A 14,643-nucleotide genomic window follows, 5' to 3' on the forward strand; every position below is an offset into this window, starting at 1 on the left:
TGCGCTGCGCACCGTGTTCGACCCGGAGATTCCGGTCAACATCTACGACCTGGGGCTTGTCTATGGTCTTGACGTGGACGAAGCCGAAGGTCGCGTCAAGATCCGCATGACGTTGACCGCGCCTGGCTGCCCGGTCGCGCAGTCCTTTCCGGCGACGGTGGAGGATGCGGTGTTCTCGGCGAGCGGTGTGAGCGACGTACACGTCGAACTGGTGTGGGACCCGCCGTGGTCAAGAGAGCGGATGTCGGACGCGGCACGCCTGCAACTGGGGATGCTTTGATATGTCCGCTTGGGTCGAGGTCGCCGCGATCGAGGATTTTCCGCACGGTGCTAGCCGCAGCGTCGAGGTCGATGGCGCGCAGGTTGCCGTGTTCAACGTCGACGGCACCTGTTATGCGATCGAGGATATCTGCCCGCACGACGGCGGCATCCTGACAGGCGGTGTGGTGGAAGGCGACGTGGTTATCTGTCCGCGCCACGGTGCGCGGTTTTGCATCAGGACGGGAAAGGTGTTGGCGCCGCCGGCTTATGAGGATGTGGTGGTGTTTCCGGTGCGGATCGAGGCGGGTATCGTTCAGGTGCGTGATGAGCGGTGGGATTGAAGTGAGGTCAAAAGGAGGGGCTTGTCGTTTTGCTGGGCGAACACTTGAGGCGGGGTCAGGCAGCACACTCGTGCTGAGTGCCATCAGACGGACCGGCGCGGGTAGATAGACGACCGGCGCGCCCAACGACCCTCGTTGCCGGACTGGCAGAAAGACTTCGCTCCAAGCGGTTCTCGGTGGAGAATCCAGTACCTACAGCACCGCAGCTTATTCAGCGTCGAATGCAGCGAACACCGTTGGCGCCATCGCTGTCACACCGATGTACCCTTGCCGACGCACGGACAACAGCACAGTCGATTTTCGGACGCTGTTGAAATTCGATACGCGCCTGCGGCACTCATTATCATATAGCCGGCCAAGCTTCGCGGTGAGCTGCTTGCGGTAGAGCGACGTTCGTGGCAGATGTCGCTTGATGGCGAAATGCTGCCGGTTCACGCCGAAGCCCGGCAGGAATGCGTGGGTGGGCAGGGGCAGGCGGAAGCTCCGCGTGCGGCGTTCGCGCGAGGGCTGAGGACTATTTTCGGCGCAGTTATTGACGCGAGCGCAGGCTCTGACGAACACGTGCCCGACGGGCGCGAACTCGGGAATCTCGGCTTTCGCTGCTGGGTAGCCGCGCAGCCGGTCGGTGACGATCTTGCCCGGTACCTCTGAACAAGCCTCCAGTGCGCGTTTCAAGAACCGTTTCGCCGCGGCCCGATCACGGCGTTTCTGAAGCAAAACTTCAAGTCCTGGTCATTTTTCGCCATGGCGACGCCGTATTTGAGCGGGCGACGTATGCAGGTGAAGCGCGGGCCGGGCGCGAGCGTGCGTAAGCGACGTAGTAAACTGGTTCGATCAGAATGTGATCCTTACCCGGCATGGCTGGTCGCACCGCGAGCTTGAGGTTTCAGAGAGGAACGAGTATGGTTCCGCCGTTGCGGCGCTTACCCCGGCAAACGCGGATCACGTTCGTCGAGTGCCGGCTGGGGACGTGATTTCCCTATTTGGGGCGTTGGACACCGCCGCCTGAACGCAGCAGCATAAGGCCTTCATGAGCCGTCTCGTCGTCGTTTCAAATCGCACTGCCGATCCTCGCAAGCCTGCTGCCGGTGGACTCGCCGTGGCGGTACGGGAGAGCCTGCAACAGACGGGCGGGCTCTGGTTTGGCTGGAGCGGCAAGATCCGGAAAGCAGGGGACAGCGCAAAAGCCGGCCAAGATGAAGTTCAGGTCCAAACGGCTGGGAACGTAACGCTTGCGACACTTGACCTGAGCCGGGAAGATCACGACACGTATTATCTGGGTTACGCGAACGGTGTCTTGTGGCCGGTGTTCCACTACCGGCTGGACCTTGCCAATTTCGACACGCGATTCGCAGCGGGCTACCGCCGGGTGAACCAGTTGTTCGCGCACAAGTTGCTGCCGCTGTTGAAGCCGGACGATCTCATCTGGGTTCACGACTACCATCTGATCCCGCTTGCGGCCGAGTTGCGCGCAATAGGGTGTACCAACCGCATCGGCTTCTTCCTGCATATTCCGATGCCGCCGCCGCTGATCATGGCAGCGATTCCGGAACACGAATGGCTGATGCGCTCGCTCTTTGCATACGATCTGGTCGGCTTCCAGAGCGAAGCGGACTTGACGCACTTTTCTCACTACGTTGAATCCGAAGCGCAGGCGCAACGGTTGAGTCCGGACCGCCTTCGGGCGTTCAATCGCACGCTGCGGGTCGGCGCGTATCCCATCGGCATTGATGTCGGCGACTTCATTCGTCTTGCCGACTCGAAGGAGGGACGCGACATGTTTGCCCGGATGCGCGACGAGTATTCCCGGCGGCGTTTGCTGTTGGGCGTCGACCGGCTCGACTACTCAAAGGGGCTGCCGCAACGCGTCCATGCTTTCCGTGAACTGCTGACGTACTACCCGGAAAATCGCAATAGCGCGACGCTGATCCAGATTGCTTCCCCGAGCCGCGAGGACGTTGGAGCCTACGATGATCTGCGACGTCAGATGGATAGCCTGTGTGGCGCAATCAATGGCGACTTCGGTGAACTGGACTGGATGCCGGTGCGCTACATTCATCGCAACGTGGCCCGCAAGCGTCTGCCGGGCCTCTATCGCGCGAGTCGCGTGGCGCTCGTTACACCATTGCGGGACGGCATGAACCTGGTTGCGAAGGAATTCGTCGCCGCGCAGGGTCCTGCTGACCCCGGCATGCTGGTGCTTTCACGTTTTGCCGGCGCCGCGGAGCAATTGAAAGAAGCGCTGCTGGTCAATCCATACGATACGCAAGGCACAGCGCAGGCAATTCAGCGGGCTCTGACGATGTCGCTTGATGAGCGGATCAAGCGGCACGAATCACTTCTTGGACGGATCCGCAAGTTCGATGTGCACTGGTGGAGTTCGACGTTTCTGCAAGCATTGGAAGACAGCGGGCAGGCTGCGCCATCCCGAACGGGAAAACGCGAGGCTCTGCCTGCGGAAGAAGTGTTTCGGGTTATGTCGGGTAGCTGGGCGCGGTTACCCGTGTCCAGCTAGGGGTATTTCGTACCTTTCGTGCATGTATGGACCCAACGCATTTTGCAAGCTTCTTATTCGTGATGTCGAAACGGTCTGCATGCATGTATCCGGCTTGCAGTTGGACAATAGCCGAAGCACGCCCGCAGCCTCGATGAGATCCGCGCACCCTGTCCTTAGCAAAATCGCGGCTTGCCTAAAAGCGCAGCCGGCACGAAAAACAGGCTTCAGGATGCTGGTTCAACCAGTTTCGTCATCGCTTTTGAGAAGCTTCGCAAACCAACGTGGGTGATGCACTCCGTTAAGCACTGGTGTCTTATGCCGTGGCGCCTGGCGAAACTTAACTGGTCTCGCCGCTGAGCCGCGCCTGGATGATGCTTGCGTTCCTGTTGGCTAGCGCAACTGCACATAGTCGGCGAGTCCGAAGCGGCCTGCGGCAAGCGGCACGTCACGTGCGTTGGCCCAGTTGGTGCCGTACACATCGCCGTCCTGCAGCATTTTCCGATGAACACGGCGGTCGCCTTGACGACTTCCGGGTTCAAGTCGTCGGGAAGTTGGCTCGGCACTGCGTCTGTATTAGTGATCATGCTAGGATTCCTCGAAAGTGCTGATAGAGACGGATATGACTGTCTTGCATAAAGAGGTTGCAGTCCCCCCGCACAGGATCGTCATTAACGCTGAACGTGAATACCGACCGGGAGATGCTGATCCGAACGGCGGCTATTACGCCCGCGTGGTGATCACGAGGCTGGATGGCGCGCCCGTGTATAAAAATTTCGTCATGTACCAAATCGAGCGGGGGGATGTTTTCGGAGATACTCAGGGAGCGTTCAGAGATGCCGAAGAGCGGGCTCGTGAAGCAATTGCGAACGGGTTTCCGGACAACTGAGTTCACGTATTTTCTCCAGTAGTCGGCATAGCGCCTGTATTAGTTAGTGGTCGTGGTGTCCTCACTCATTGTTCGATTGCTTCGCGCTCATCCGCGGCCTTTTCCCGATTTGCTATTCTTGATGGGATACGGCAGGAGGATTAGGTGAAGCAAATAACCATTTCACGGCTCTGTTTCCTGGGCGCGGGCTGCACTACCGTTCAGGAAGGAAAACGACCTAAGGGGAAGGCCGTAGCCCGGGGACTCACACAACGGGCATTGGAAATTTTCAGCAGGCTGTTACCGTGCGCCGATGGTTACCTGACATAACTTCCGGATCTCGCCCTCTGTATCTGAAGCTCGTCCAGGAGCTTGAGATGGCGATTCATACCGGTGTTTTTGAGGCGGGGACGCAGCTACCGCCCCAGCGGCTACTGGCCGATCAGTTGGGAATCCACTTAAATACTGTAAATCGTGCCTACGTCGAGATTCGTCGGCGCGGCTTAACCGAAAGCAGAACGCGACGCGGGACTATCGTGCTCCCGCCCCATAGAAAAACAAAGAGCTCACGTGCGCCCTGAGATGAGGGAGTGACCGGGTCTCGCGCCCTTCGCTTTAACAATGAAGCGTGACATAGACGTGATCCGCGAGCTGATGCTCAAGCTCGAGAGCCTGCCGATGGAATACGGCGATAACGCCCACATCGCTCCAGATAGCCCAGGTGTCCTGGTTGACGGCTACAGCTTCGACCAGATTGCGGGCCACCTTGATCTAATTGTGCAGGCAGGCTTTATCGATCGCAGCAGGAGTCATCCAGCGATCGGGTTCATGTTCAGAGGCCTGAGCTGGTCAGGCTATGACTTCCTGGATTCCGTCCGCAGCCCCCCGACGTGTGGGATAGGGCCAAGCAGGCTGCATCAACTGCGGGCGGTTTCACGGTCGAGCTGCTCGTGTTTGCTGCGACGACGTACCTCGAAGGCAAGATCAAGGCGCTGACCGGTGGCTAGCGCAAACCTTGTCCTTCCCGCCGGCGCTACAGTGCCCCCCTGGTCACGTCTGCCGGCGACCGCGCCGGTATTCGTTTCCTCGAATTCTTCGCGTCGGCAATCCGCAATCCGCACACGCGGCGTGCGTACGCGCGCGCGGCCGGCGAATTCCTTGAGTGGTGCGCCGGCGCCGGCGTACCGTCGATCACGGCTGTGCAGCCGCTGCATGTCGCGGGCTGGATCGAGCTGCAGACGCAGACTCACTCCGCGCCGACCGTCAAGCAGCGGCTTGCGGCGATCCGCCATCTGTTCGACTGGCTGGTGACCGGCCAGATCGTGCCACACAACCCGGCTGCGTCGGTGCGCGGACACGGTCACACCGCGAAAAAGGGCAAGACGCTGGTGCTCGAGGCGACCGAGGCGCGGCAGCTGCTCGACAGCATCGATGTGAGCACGCCCCTGGGGTTGCGCGCCCGCGCGCTGATTGCGCTGATGGTGTTTTCGTTCGCGCGGATCGGTGCGGCGCTCGCGATGCGGGTCGACGACGTCTATGTGCAGCACCGATGGCTGTGGGTGCGGCTGCGCGAGAGGGGCGACAAGCGCCACGAGATGCCGTGTCATCACACGCTCGAGGCGTACCTGCACGCCTACCTCGACGGCACCGGCATCGGTGGCGATCCAAAAGGGCCGCTGTTCCGCACGGTCCGGCGCGGCACCGGGCAGTTGAGCGAGACGCCGCTGCCGCAGGCGAACGCGTATGCGATAGTGCGGCGCCGTGCGATCGCGGCCGGCATCGGCACAAAGATCGGCAACCACACGTTCCGGGCGACCGGCATCACCGCGTACCCCAGGTGACGCCAACGGGACACATTCCGCGCAACGCTGCCTCCAACCTATAATGATTGTGTTGGACGACCACTCTGTTGGGTCTTGATGCAATGAGTGGCTACCCGCACGAAAGCGGCGGAGATAGGCATGCGCTTCGAAGCATTTTCCTTTGGTTGCATCCGTATTGATGGCGTCACCTACCTGCATGACGTGGTGATCGACCACGGGCAGGTTCGCAAACGCAAGAAGAAGCCATCCAAGGCGTTCCGCGAGACCTTTGGGCACACACCGCTGTCAGTGGCGGAGGACATCCCCTGGAAATGCCAGCGGCTGGTGATTGGCACCGGCACCGGGGCGTTACCGGTAATGGAAGAGGTGAAGCACGAGGCCCGGCGTCGGCAAGTCGAACTGGTCATCCTGCCGACAGCAGAGGCCATCGCCAATCTGAAGGAGCACCCTGACCAGGCCAATGCCATCCTGCATGTCACGTGCTAGGCCATTTGGCGTGGTATGAATTTACATTGAAACTGAGCAGCATTTAACATGTCAGGCGAGCCCGTCCATCACGGGTCACGCGGTCAGCCGTCTCGAAATCCGATCCGTCGACGTTGGGCCAGTCCTCAACGACACGACGTGCCGAAAACTGCTCGCCTTCCATCGCCAGTTCACGTATGGGCCATCCGGTTTTCGCACCCGAAGGACTGCCCCGCCTGCAATCGACAGGTGACGGGGCCATCACCGAACATCGTTGACCATTAACTTCTCGGGAGGAGATCGAACCATGTCGAAACGCTGGCTTTGGTGAGGGGCGGAATAGGCGGACTGGGCGAAGCCATCAGCGTCAAGCATCCATGATGCGGGTTCACGGTGGTGGTTACCCATTCGCCGAACAATGCGGGCGTCGAGCGCTGGCTCGCGCGGGTGGCCGCTGATTATCGTCCATTCCACGCCTATGCGGTCAATGTGGCTGACTACGACTCCTGTCAGCACTGTGTGCAGAAAGTCATGAACGAGGTCGGCCCGGTCGACAGAACAATGCGGACATTACGCGCGACGCGAGCTTCAGGAAGCTGGACAAGGTCGACTGGGACGCGGTGATCCGGACCAACCTCCGACTCGGTGTTCAACATGACGAAGCCGCTGTGCGACGGCATGGTCGAGCGTGGCTGGGGCCGCATCCCCGCTCCCAGCAGCCACGCATGACGCGGCAAGGTTGTTGGGCATTTTAAAACCGTGATGTTCTTCGAAGTAGCTTTCCCAAGCTGGATCGAATGGATTCGCCTCGGCCTTGACTTTCGTGTGTCGCCGGATCGGGACGTCGACGCTACTCCCGCCTGGCACACTGGTAAGCTACCAGGTGACTGTCGCGCCAGTCGTCGATTGCAGGCAAGGCTTTCGTAGCGCTGTCTGGGCGCCCCTGTGGGAAGAGTTCTTCTGCGATTGGCGCCAACTCTGGTTCAACGAGCGCATCGAGCCGCCGAGCTGGGTGACGAAGCCATTGCCGCGGGAGCAAAGGGAATCCTGTTCCCGTCGACAATCGCGGCGCCCGGTGTGAACCTGGTCCTGGACGTGGATCGGTTCGATGCCGATGATGTCATCGAGGTGTTCGATCCGTCGGGGGCGTTACCCAAAAAACAGGACTCGTGGCGGTGACGCGCTTGAACAAGGGTAATTGCGACTCCCTTTTGCCTCAACGATGAGCGCAAGTCCGCCCCAATCCCCTATCCGGCTACAGGGTAACGTTTCCACTCGAACGGTGAGCTTTTGCAGGCGCCCCCGGTGAGCCTTTTCAGGAGCTTGACCGATGACACCCTCTCACAACGGCGCGCACGGCACCGTCCATCTGGTGACCGACAGCGACGCGCTCACCGCGAGCGTGCGGCTCGAAGCCACGCCCGATGGCAAGAGCCTGCTGCTGATCGACGTCGATTCGCGCAACCTGGCATCCACCATGAGGTGCGCTATGAGATCACGCCGGCCGAATTGATCGCCGCGATCCGTGCGCACGGCGCCGAATTGCCAGGCGCGAACCATCCCGATGCTGCCGATCGCGACTGAGCCAAAGCCCGCCGGATGGCCGCTCACCGCCGCGCAGTTTCAGCCGCTTCCGGCCGTGCCGACCGAGGCGGCGTGGCCAACCCGGCGTGAGAGAATCGTGTACACCCCGGAAGATTGTGCCCAGCTGTCGTGTGCACCGGTTCGCTTCCAGCCGCTGTATGTGGGGTTGGGCATAAAAAGGGTGGACACAGGATTCGGACGGACACGTACGTTAGCCGCACCGCACAATCAATAGCATCCGTGACTTGGCATTGGGCGACAATTCCCGGCTGAACGTCCGGGAGCCGAGATAGTGCCGAGCCTTATGGGACTGGGCTTTCCGGACCTCTGGCGGACGGAAATCTCCGAATCCCCTGACGGCACCCCAAAACCAGCACTGTCGGGTACGCCCGAACGCTCGGTCCCCGTGTTCCGCGCTAGACTACTGACGGGTGCATTTTTTGCAGTTTGGCAGCTGTCGGGAGACGCCGCCATGAATCGGCCGCCAGTTCGATTTCCCTTTCGTGCGATCGGCGTCGTGCCGGTTTGGCGATGGTTCAAGTGGCTGTTGCTGGCCGCTTTTCTGGTTGCGCTGGTGATCGCGGCGCGCCTCGTTCAAATTGAAATCGGGACCTCCCGGCTGCAGGCGCGCTATCTGTCCGAACTGGGGCGCGATATCGCCTTTACCGTCGACGACGGCGCGAGCCACAGCATCCGGTTTCCCGCGAGCGGTCCGTACGACGTGCGTCTCGGCTACGCGTCGCTGCCGTCCTTCGACCAACTCCTCAGCGCGCGCGGTTTTGCGGTCGCCTCGCAGGCGCGCGATTCCGCCAGGATGGCGTCACTGGCAGACGACGGCCTGTTCCTGCCGTACGACGAAAAGGATCAGGCCGGACTGCTGCTGCGCGATGCGAGCGGCACACTGCTTTTCAGCGCGCGGTATCCGGACCGCGTCTACGACAGCTTCGACGCGATTCCACCGCTCGTCGTCAACGCGCTGCTCTTCATCGAAGACCGCTACCTGCTCGACCCGGAGCAACCGAACCGCAACCCGGCCATCGACTGGGGCCGTTTCAGCCGTGCGCTGTTCGATCAGGGCATGCGCGTGATCGACAGGCATCAGCCGACGCCGGGCGGCAGCACGCTCGCCACGCAGATCGAAAAATTCCGCCACTCGCCAGGCGGCCGCACCGCGACGCCGCCGGAGAAACTGCGGCAAATCGCCTCAGCGTCCGTGCGTGCCTATCTCGGCGGACCGCAGACGCTGGCCGCACGCCGGCAGATCGTCGTGCGCTATCTCAACTCGGTGCCGCTCGCCGCGAAGCCCGGCGTCGGCGAAATCAGCGGCATGGGCGATGGTCTCGCGGCATGGTACGGACGCGACTTCGACGAGGTCAACCGCATCCTGAACGCGCCGGCTTCTGCCGAATCGCTCGGCGCGCAGGCGCTCGCGTTCAAGCAGGCGTTGTCGCTGATGATCGCGCAGCGCGCGCCGTCGCGTTTCCTGCGTTCCGGGAGCATGGAACTCGATCGCCTGACGGACAGCTATCTGCGCCTCCTGGCCGCCAACGGGATCATTTCGCTGTCGCTGCGCGACGCCGCGCTGGCGACGCCGCTCGAACTGGATCGCGCGCCCAGGGTACGCCCGCCGGTATCGTTCGTGACGCGCAAGGCCGTCACCGCGCTGCGTGCGCATCTGCTCACCACGCTCGGCGTATCGGGCTTCTACGACCTCGACCGGCTGGATCTGACGGCGACCGCCGCACTCGACAACCGGGTCCAGCAAGCGGTCAGCGAAAGGCTCGCGAGCGCCGCCACGCGCGAGGGCGCACAGGCGGCCGGCCTGTACGGCTTCGAAATGCTGCGCACGCAGGACGATCCGTCGAAGATCGCCTATAGCTTCACGCTGTTCGAGCCCCGCGACGGGGCGAACCTCGTGCGGGTCCAGACCGACAGGGTGAACCAGCCGTTCGACATCAATCAGGGCGCACGCCTGAACCTCGGCTCGACCGCCAAGCTTCGCACGCTGATCACGTACTTGCAGATCGTCTCCACGCTGCATGCGCGTTACGCGTCGATGAGCGTGGCGCAACTGCACGATGTGAAGCCCGACACGCAGGATATGTTGACGCGCTGGGCACTTGGCTACCTGTCGCATACCTCGGATCTCTCGCTCAGCGCGATGCTCGATGCCGCGGTCGAGCGCAAGTATTCGGCGAGTCCGGGCGAGACCTTCTACACGGGTGGCGGCGCACAGACGTTCAATAACTTCGAAGCGAGCGACAACGGCCGCATCCTCACCGTGCACCGCGCGTTCCAGCATTCGGTGAATCTGGTGTTCGTGCGGCTGATGCGCGACATCGTGCACTACGAGATGGTCCAGACCGCAGGACCGACGTCGCAATGGCTCGACGATCCGGCCACACGCCGTACTTATCTCACGCGTTTTGCCGATCAGGAAAGCCGCGTGTATATGCATCGGTTCTACACGAAGTATCGCGGCAAGACAGCCGACGAAGCGCTCGCCGTCCTGCTGCTTGACGTGCGCAAGTCGCCGCCCAAGGTCGCGACCGTATTGCGCAGCGTGGCGCCGGATGAGCCGCAAGTGTGGTTCGACGCGCAGATGCGCGCCGCGCTGAAGCGCACGCCAGCGGCAACGCTGTCGTCGGACGATCTCGCGAAGCTCTACACGAAGTACGGCATCGACAGATTCAATTTGAACGATCGCGGCTATATCGCGAGCGTTCATCCGCTCGAACTGTGGACGGTCAACTACCTGCGGGACCATCCGCTCGCGACCGAGAGCCAGTTGCAGGAGGCGAGCCGCGCCGTGCGTTTCACCGCATATTCGTGGCTCTTCAAGACGCGCTACCACGCGACGCAGGATCGGCGCATCAAACGTATGGTGGAATTGCAGGCTTTCGCCGAAATCGGCAAATCGTGGCGCGCGCTGGGCTACCCGTTCGCGACGCTCACGCCGTCGTACGCAGCGGCGATCGGTGCGTCGGGCGACCGGCCGGTCGCGCTCGCACAACTCGTCGGCACGATTGCGAACGGCGGCAAGATGCTGCCGACGCAGACCTTTGTCGAACTCGAGTTCGCGAAGGGCACGCCCTATGAGACGCATTTCACGCGGGCAGCGACGACGCCGCGCACGGCGTTGTCGCCGGAGATTGTCGATGTGGTGCATGGCTTGTTGCGCGACGTGGTGCTCGGCGGCACGGCGAAGCGTCTTGCGGCCGGCATGACGTTCCCTGACGGACAGACGCTCGACGTGTATGGCAAGACGGGAACGGGCGACCAGCGCTTCAATGTGTTCGCCCGCGGCGCACGCCTGATCGAATCGCGTAAGGTTAACCGGAGCGCGACGTTCGTCTTCGTGATCGGCGATCGCTTCTTTGGCACGCTGACCGCCTATGTGCACGAGCCCTATGCGGCGCGCTACGCTTTCACGAGTGCATTGTCGGTGCAGTTGCTGAAGTCGCTCGCGCCCGCACTGCAGCCGTTGCTCGATGGCGATGAGCATTCAGCGATCCTGTCTTCGACGGGGGGCGGGGAATAGCTACAGCGCGGTCATTAGCATACGCGTCCACACATACCGGCGCGCGCAGAAATGCCATTGCGTTTCGGCCAACTCGTCGAGCACCCCGTTGCAGCGCGGGTATGCCGATCGTGCACATACGACGCGACTCAGGTTAGCTGCGCGTCCGATGTGGCTCCTGGAAACCCTCACCGGTCGCTCGAGGCTGGCGTAGAGTTTGATCGCTGGCTACCGGATTCTGTCGGCCAGTTCAGCATCCATCGGGTGGGGCGAGACGGGCCGCGTTGCGGCGTTCGTTGGTATCCCGCGGGATTTTTGCGCTGCTTCCGGCCCCGGGGCGCCCCTGCGTAAGCAGGGTCATGTAGCAGATTCCATCGCCACGTTGCGATTGGAACTCGCCGCAGCCCTGCTGGCTTGCTTCGAAAGGTGCCCATGCTGCGGTCGACGAAACGAACATTTGTTAACACAGTCGTACCTAGGAGATGACCTGTGGCTGCAACCCCCGCGCCGATCGCCGGCATCCGCAACATCGGCGTCATTGCTCACATCGACGCTGGCAAGACCACCATTACCGACCGGATCCTCTTTCACACGGGACGCACCCATCGGCTGGGTTCGGTCGACAGCGGCACGACGCTGACCGACTGGATGGCCCAGGAGCGCGAACGGGGGATCACGATCGTCGCGGCGGCGATCAGCGCGCGGTGGCGCGACTGCATGATCAACCTGATCGATACCCCGGGCCATATCGATTTCACCGCCGAAGTGCAGCGCTCGCTACGGGTGATGGATGGCGCCGTGGTGGTATTCGATGCCGTGCACGGCGTACAGCCGCAAAGCGAGACGGTATGGCGGCAGGCCGATCGCTACCGGGTGCCGCGGCTGTGCTTCATCAACAAAATGGATCGCATCGGGGCCGACTTCGAGCGCGCGGTGGCCAGCGTGCGCGAGCGCCTCGGTGCGCCGGTGGCGTGCCTGCAAATGCCTGTCGGCCACGAAGCGGCATTCGAAGGCGAGATCGATCTGCTGTCGATGCAGGCGCTGCGCTGGGGGGCTGCGCAGGAGGGCAAGCCGGAATGCGGTCCCATACCGGCTTAATATCGTGCGGCGGCCGAGGCCGCGCGGCAGCGCCTGATCGAGTCCGTCGCCGAGGCTGACGATGAACTGCTCTCGCTTTACGTGACCGGCGGCGACATCGGGACGGAGCCGTTACGCGCGGCGCTGCGCCGTGCCACGCTCGCCAATCGCCTGTTTCCGGTTTGCTGTGGCGCCGCGTTACGGGATATCGGCGTGCAACCGCTGCTGGACTGCGTGGTCGATTTTCTGCCGTCACCGCTCGATATCGGCGAGGTACAGGGGACCGATCCCGACAGCGGTCTCACGATCTGCCTCGCGCCGCGCGACGAAGAACCGCTCGCGGCGCTGGTCTTCAAGATCGTCAACGATCCCTACGTCGGGCACCTGGCCTATGCGCGCATCTATTCGGGCATGGTCAGCGCCGGCATGACGCTGCACAATGCCACCCGTAACCGCAAGGAGCGGGCCGGGCGCCTGTTGCGCATGTATGCCAATCACCGCGAAAACGTCGAGGCGCTGCACGCCGGGGAAATCGGTGCGTTTCTCGGCCTGAATCAGACCTATACGGGCGATACGCTGTGCCACGCGGAACACCCGGTAACGCTGGAAACGATCACTTTCCCGGAGCCGGCCCTGCGGGCCACGGTAGAACCGAAAACGCTCGCCGAGCATGGCCGCATGGCCGAGGCGTTACGCCAGTTGACCGATGAGGATCCGACCCTGCAACTGAGCCTGGATGAAGACAGCGGCCAGTTGCTGATTGCCGCCATGGGCGAACTCCACCTCGAAATCTTGCTGGACAGGTTGGAGCGCGAATACGGTGTCGCGGCGAAAATGGGGCGGCCGCGCGTGGCCTACAAGGAAACCATCACGCGCGAAGTGGCGGCTGAGGAGGGGCGTTTCGTCCACCAGACTGGCGGGCATGGCCAATACGGCCATGTGATTCTTTCGCTGCGCCCTGGCGCGCGCGGCTCGGGCATGCGCTTCGAAAACGCAGTCACCGGCGGGGCTGTGCCGCGCCAGTTCATCCCGGCGGTGGAGCAGGGTGTGCGCGATGCCGCCGAAATCGGAGCGCTGGCAGGCTATCCCGTCACCGACATCGAGGTGCGTCTCGAAGGCGGTTCCAGCCATTCCGTCGATTCGAGCGAATTCGCTTACCGCGCCGCGGCCATCCAGGCATGCCGCGCGGCGTTCGGCAAGGGGCGGATGGTGCTGCTTGAACCGATGTTCCGCATCGAGGTGCTGGTGCCGACTGAGTACACCGGGGCCGCGCTGGCGCAGCTCGGCGCCCGCCGCGCCGAGATTGAAGGGGTGGCGCCGCGCCCGGGCGGTGTGGAAGCGATTGCCGGCCAAGTGCCTCTCGCCGAAATGTTCGGCTACGTTACTGAATTGCGCTCGGTCACCCAGGGCCGCGGGCTGTATTCCATGGAGTTCGACCACTATGCCGAGGTCGAGCTTGAGGTGGCAGGCGTGGCGTCCCGGAATTAAACGGCGGAACGACCTTCATCGGTCGAATTCAGCGCCTGCCGGCGCAGTTCGAAACCCGCCGGTTTTGGGTCACACGCAGGCGAGCGGAATCCGTCTGGGCAGCGTCATCCCGCGCTTCGTGTGTAAACCTCGTTTGAACCACGCCCTCCTGTTATGAGGCGTCCGGCCGTCTGCATGCTGACTTCGCGGCTATAGTACAGATCTGTGTTCCCTTGTCAGCGCATCGCGCAAACGGTCGTGCAGCCCCCAACTCCGGACGTCATACGCCTGTTCCCAACCTTCGTGTGCCAGAGCCGCCTCGAACCAGCGTGTTATGAACCACTTAACCGGGGTCTGCTGACGTATGTCGCAACCTGGATGCGCGCTGGTTGCGGAACACGCACAGATGCCACTTGGCAATCCAGGCACAAACAACATCAGATGCCCGAATTTGCTGCGCTGATCACTCGCATCGACGCAGCCGTGCGCAACGTGCTCGCGTTTATCAAGGTAGCCGATGCCCCGTTCCGCATCACGGGGTGCTGGGTCAACGTGCTGGGTCCAGGTGCGGCACACGCCACACAGCCATCCCAACAATTTTCTGAGCGGCGTCTACTATCTGCAAACGCAGGCAGGCACAGACACGATCAATTTTCACGATCCGCGCCCTCAGACTGCCATCATTCGTCCGCCGGTCACCGAATTGACGGCGTACAACACCGACCAGACGGTGGTGACGGTGA

General features: G+C 62.2%; 11 protein-coding genes and 5 pseudogenes. 15 read left to right on the forward strand and 1 reads right to left on the reverse strand.

The genetic code is table 11. The features are described 5' to 3' along the window. A partial coding sequence (locus tag P0D89_RS46030) for a DUF59 domain-containing protein (RefSeq protein WP_408364935.1) occupies positions 1–280 on the forward strand: 280 nt, incomplete at its 5' end. Between the two features lies 1 nt (position 281). Then, positions 282–602: a nitrite reductase small subunit NirD gene (nirD, locus tag P0D89_RS46035; RefSeq protein ID WP_408364937.1), complete on the forward strand. Its 321-nt coding sequence runs from the start codon at positions 282–284 to the stop codon at positions 600–602. A 207-nt stretch (positions 603–809) separates the two neighbouring features. On the opposite strand, the pseudogene P0D89_RS46040 reads toward nirD, so the two are convergent. After that, positions 810–1,328 (reverse strand): annotated as a pseudogene (locus tag P0D89_RS46040) (DDE-type integrase/transposase/recombinase); the annotation flags it as partial. Between the two features lie 304 nt (positions 1,329–1,632). On the opposite strand from P0D89_RS46040, the gene otsA reads away from it, so the two are divergent. The 13 genes and pseudogenes from otsA to P0D89_RS46105 all read left to right on the forward strand — a co-directional run. After that, positions 1,633–3,117, forward strand: coding sequence for an alpha,alpha-trehalose-phosphate synthase (UDP-forming) (gene otsA / locus P0D89_RS46045; RefSeq protein ID WP_408364939.1), 1,485 nt, complete (start codon positions 1,633–1,635; stop codon positions 3,115–3,117). A gap of 601 nt (positions 3,118–3,718) precedes the next feature. Beyond that, complete coding sequence (locus P0D89_RS46050; RefSeq protein WP_408364941.1) at positions 3,719–3,985, forward strand: hypothetical protein; 267 nt, start codon at positions 3,719–3,721, stop codon at positions 3,983–3,985. 284 nt (positions 3,986–4,269) lie between these two features. Continuing rightward, complete coding sequence (locus P0D89_RS46055; RefSeq protein WP_408364943.1) at positions 4,270–4,545, forward strand: GntR family transcriptional regulator; 276 nt, start codon at positions 4,270–4,272, stop codon at positions 4,543–4,545. A 97-nt stretch (positions 4,546–4,642) separates the two neighbouring features. Further along, positions 4,643–4,789 (forward strand): annotated as a pseudogene (locus P0D89_RS46060) (DUF2513 domain-containing protein); the annotation flags it as partial. Between the two features lie 174 nt (positions 4,790–4,963). Next, positions 4,964–5,802 (forward strand): annotated as a pseudogene (locus P0D89_RS46065) (tyrosine-type recombinase/integrase); the annotation flags it as partial. Between the two features lie 123 nt (positions 5,803–5,925). Then, complete coding sequence (locus P0D89_RS46070; protein WP_408364945.1) at positions 5,926–6,273, forward strand: MTH938/NDUFAF3 family protein; 348 nt, start codon at positions 5,926–5,928, stop codon at positions 6,271–6,273. A gap of 372 nt (positions 6,274–6,645) precedes the next feature. Then, positions 6,646–6,957 (forward strand): annotated as a pseudogene (locus P0D89_RS46075) (SDR family NAD(P)-dependent oxidoreductase); the annotation flags it as partial. A 261-nt stretch (positions 6,958–7,218) separates the two neighbouring features. Beyond that, complete coding sequence (locus tag P0D89_RS46080) at positions 7,219–7,431, forward strand: RES domain-containing protein (RefSeq protein ID WP_408364947.1); 213 nt, start codon at positions 7,219–7,221, stop codon at positions 7,429–7,431. 151 nt (positions 7,432–7,582) lie between these two features. After that, positions 7,583–7,836: pseudogene (locus P0D89_RS46085) on the forward strand (hypothetical protein). Positions 7,837–8,308: 472 nt separating this feature from the next. After that, on the forward strand, positions 8,309–11,377 hold the full coding sequence (locus tag P0D89_RS46090; RefSeq protein ID WP_408378771.1) for a transglycosylase domain-containing protein: 3,069 nt from the start codon (positions 8,309–8,311) through the stop codon (positions 11,375–11,377). A 468-nt stretch (positions 11,378–11,845) separates the two neighbouring features. Then, complete coding sequence (locus P0D89_RS46095; RefSeq protein WP_408378774.1) at positions 11,846–12,454, forward strand: GTP-binding protein; 609 nt, start codon at positions 11,846–11,848, stop codon at positions 12,452–12,454. A gap of 81 nt (positions 12,455–12,535) precedes the next feature. Next, a complete protein-coding gene (locus tag P0D89_RS46100; RefSeq protein WP_408378777.1) occupies positions 12,536–13,921 on the forward strand; it encodes an elongation factor G in 1,386 nt (461 codons plus the stop codon). A gap of 496 nt (positions 13,922–14,417) precedes the next feature. Then, a partial coding sequence (locus P0D89_RS46105) for a putative 2OG-Fe(II) oxygenase (protein WP_408378780.1) occupies positions 14,418–14,643 on the forward strand: 226 nt, incomplete at its 3' end.

The sequence above is a fragment of the Paraburkholderia sp. RL18-085-BIA-A genome (assembly GCF_046027075.1).
Taxonomy (GTDB): domain Bacteria; phylum Pseudomonadota; class Gammaproteobacteria; order Burkholderiales; family Burkholderiaceae; genus Paraburkholderia.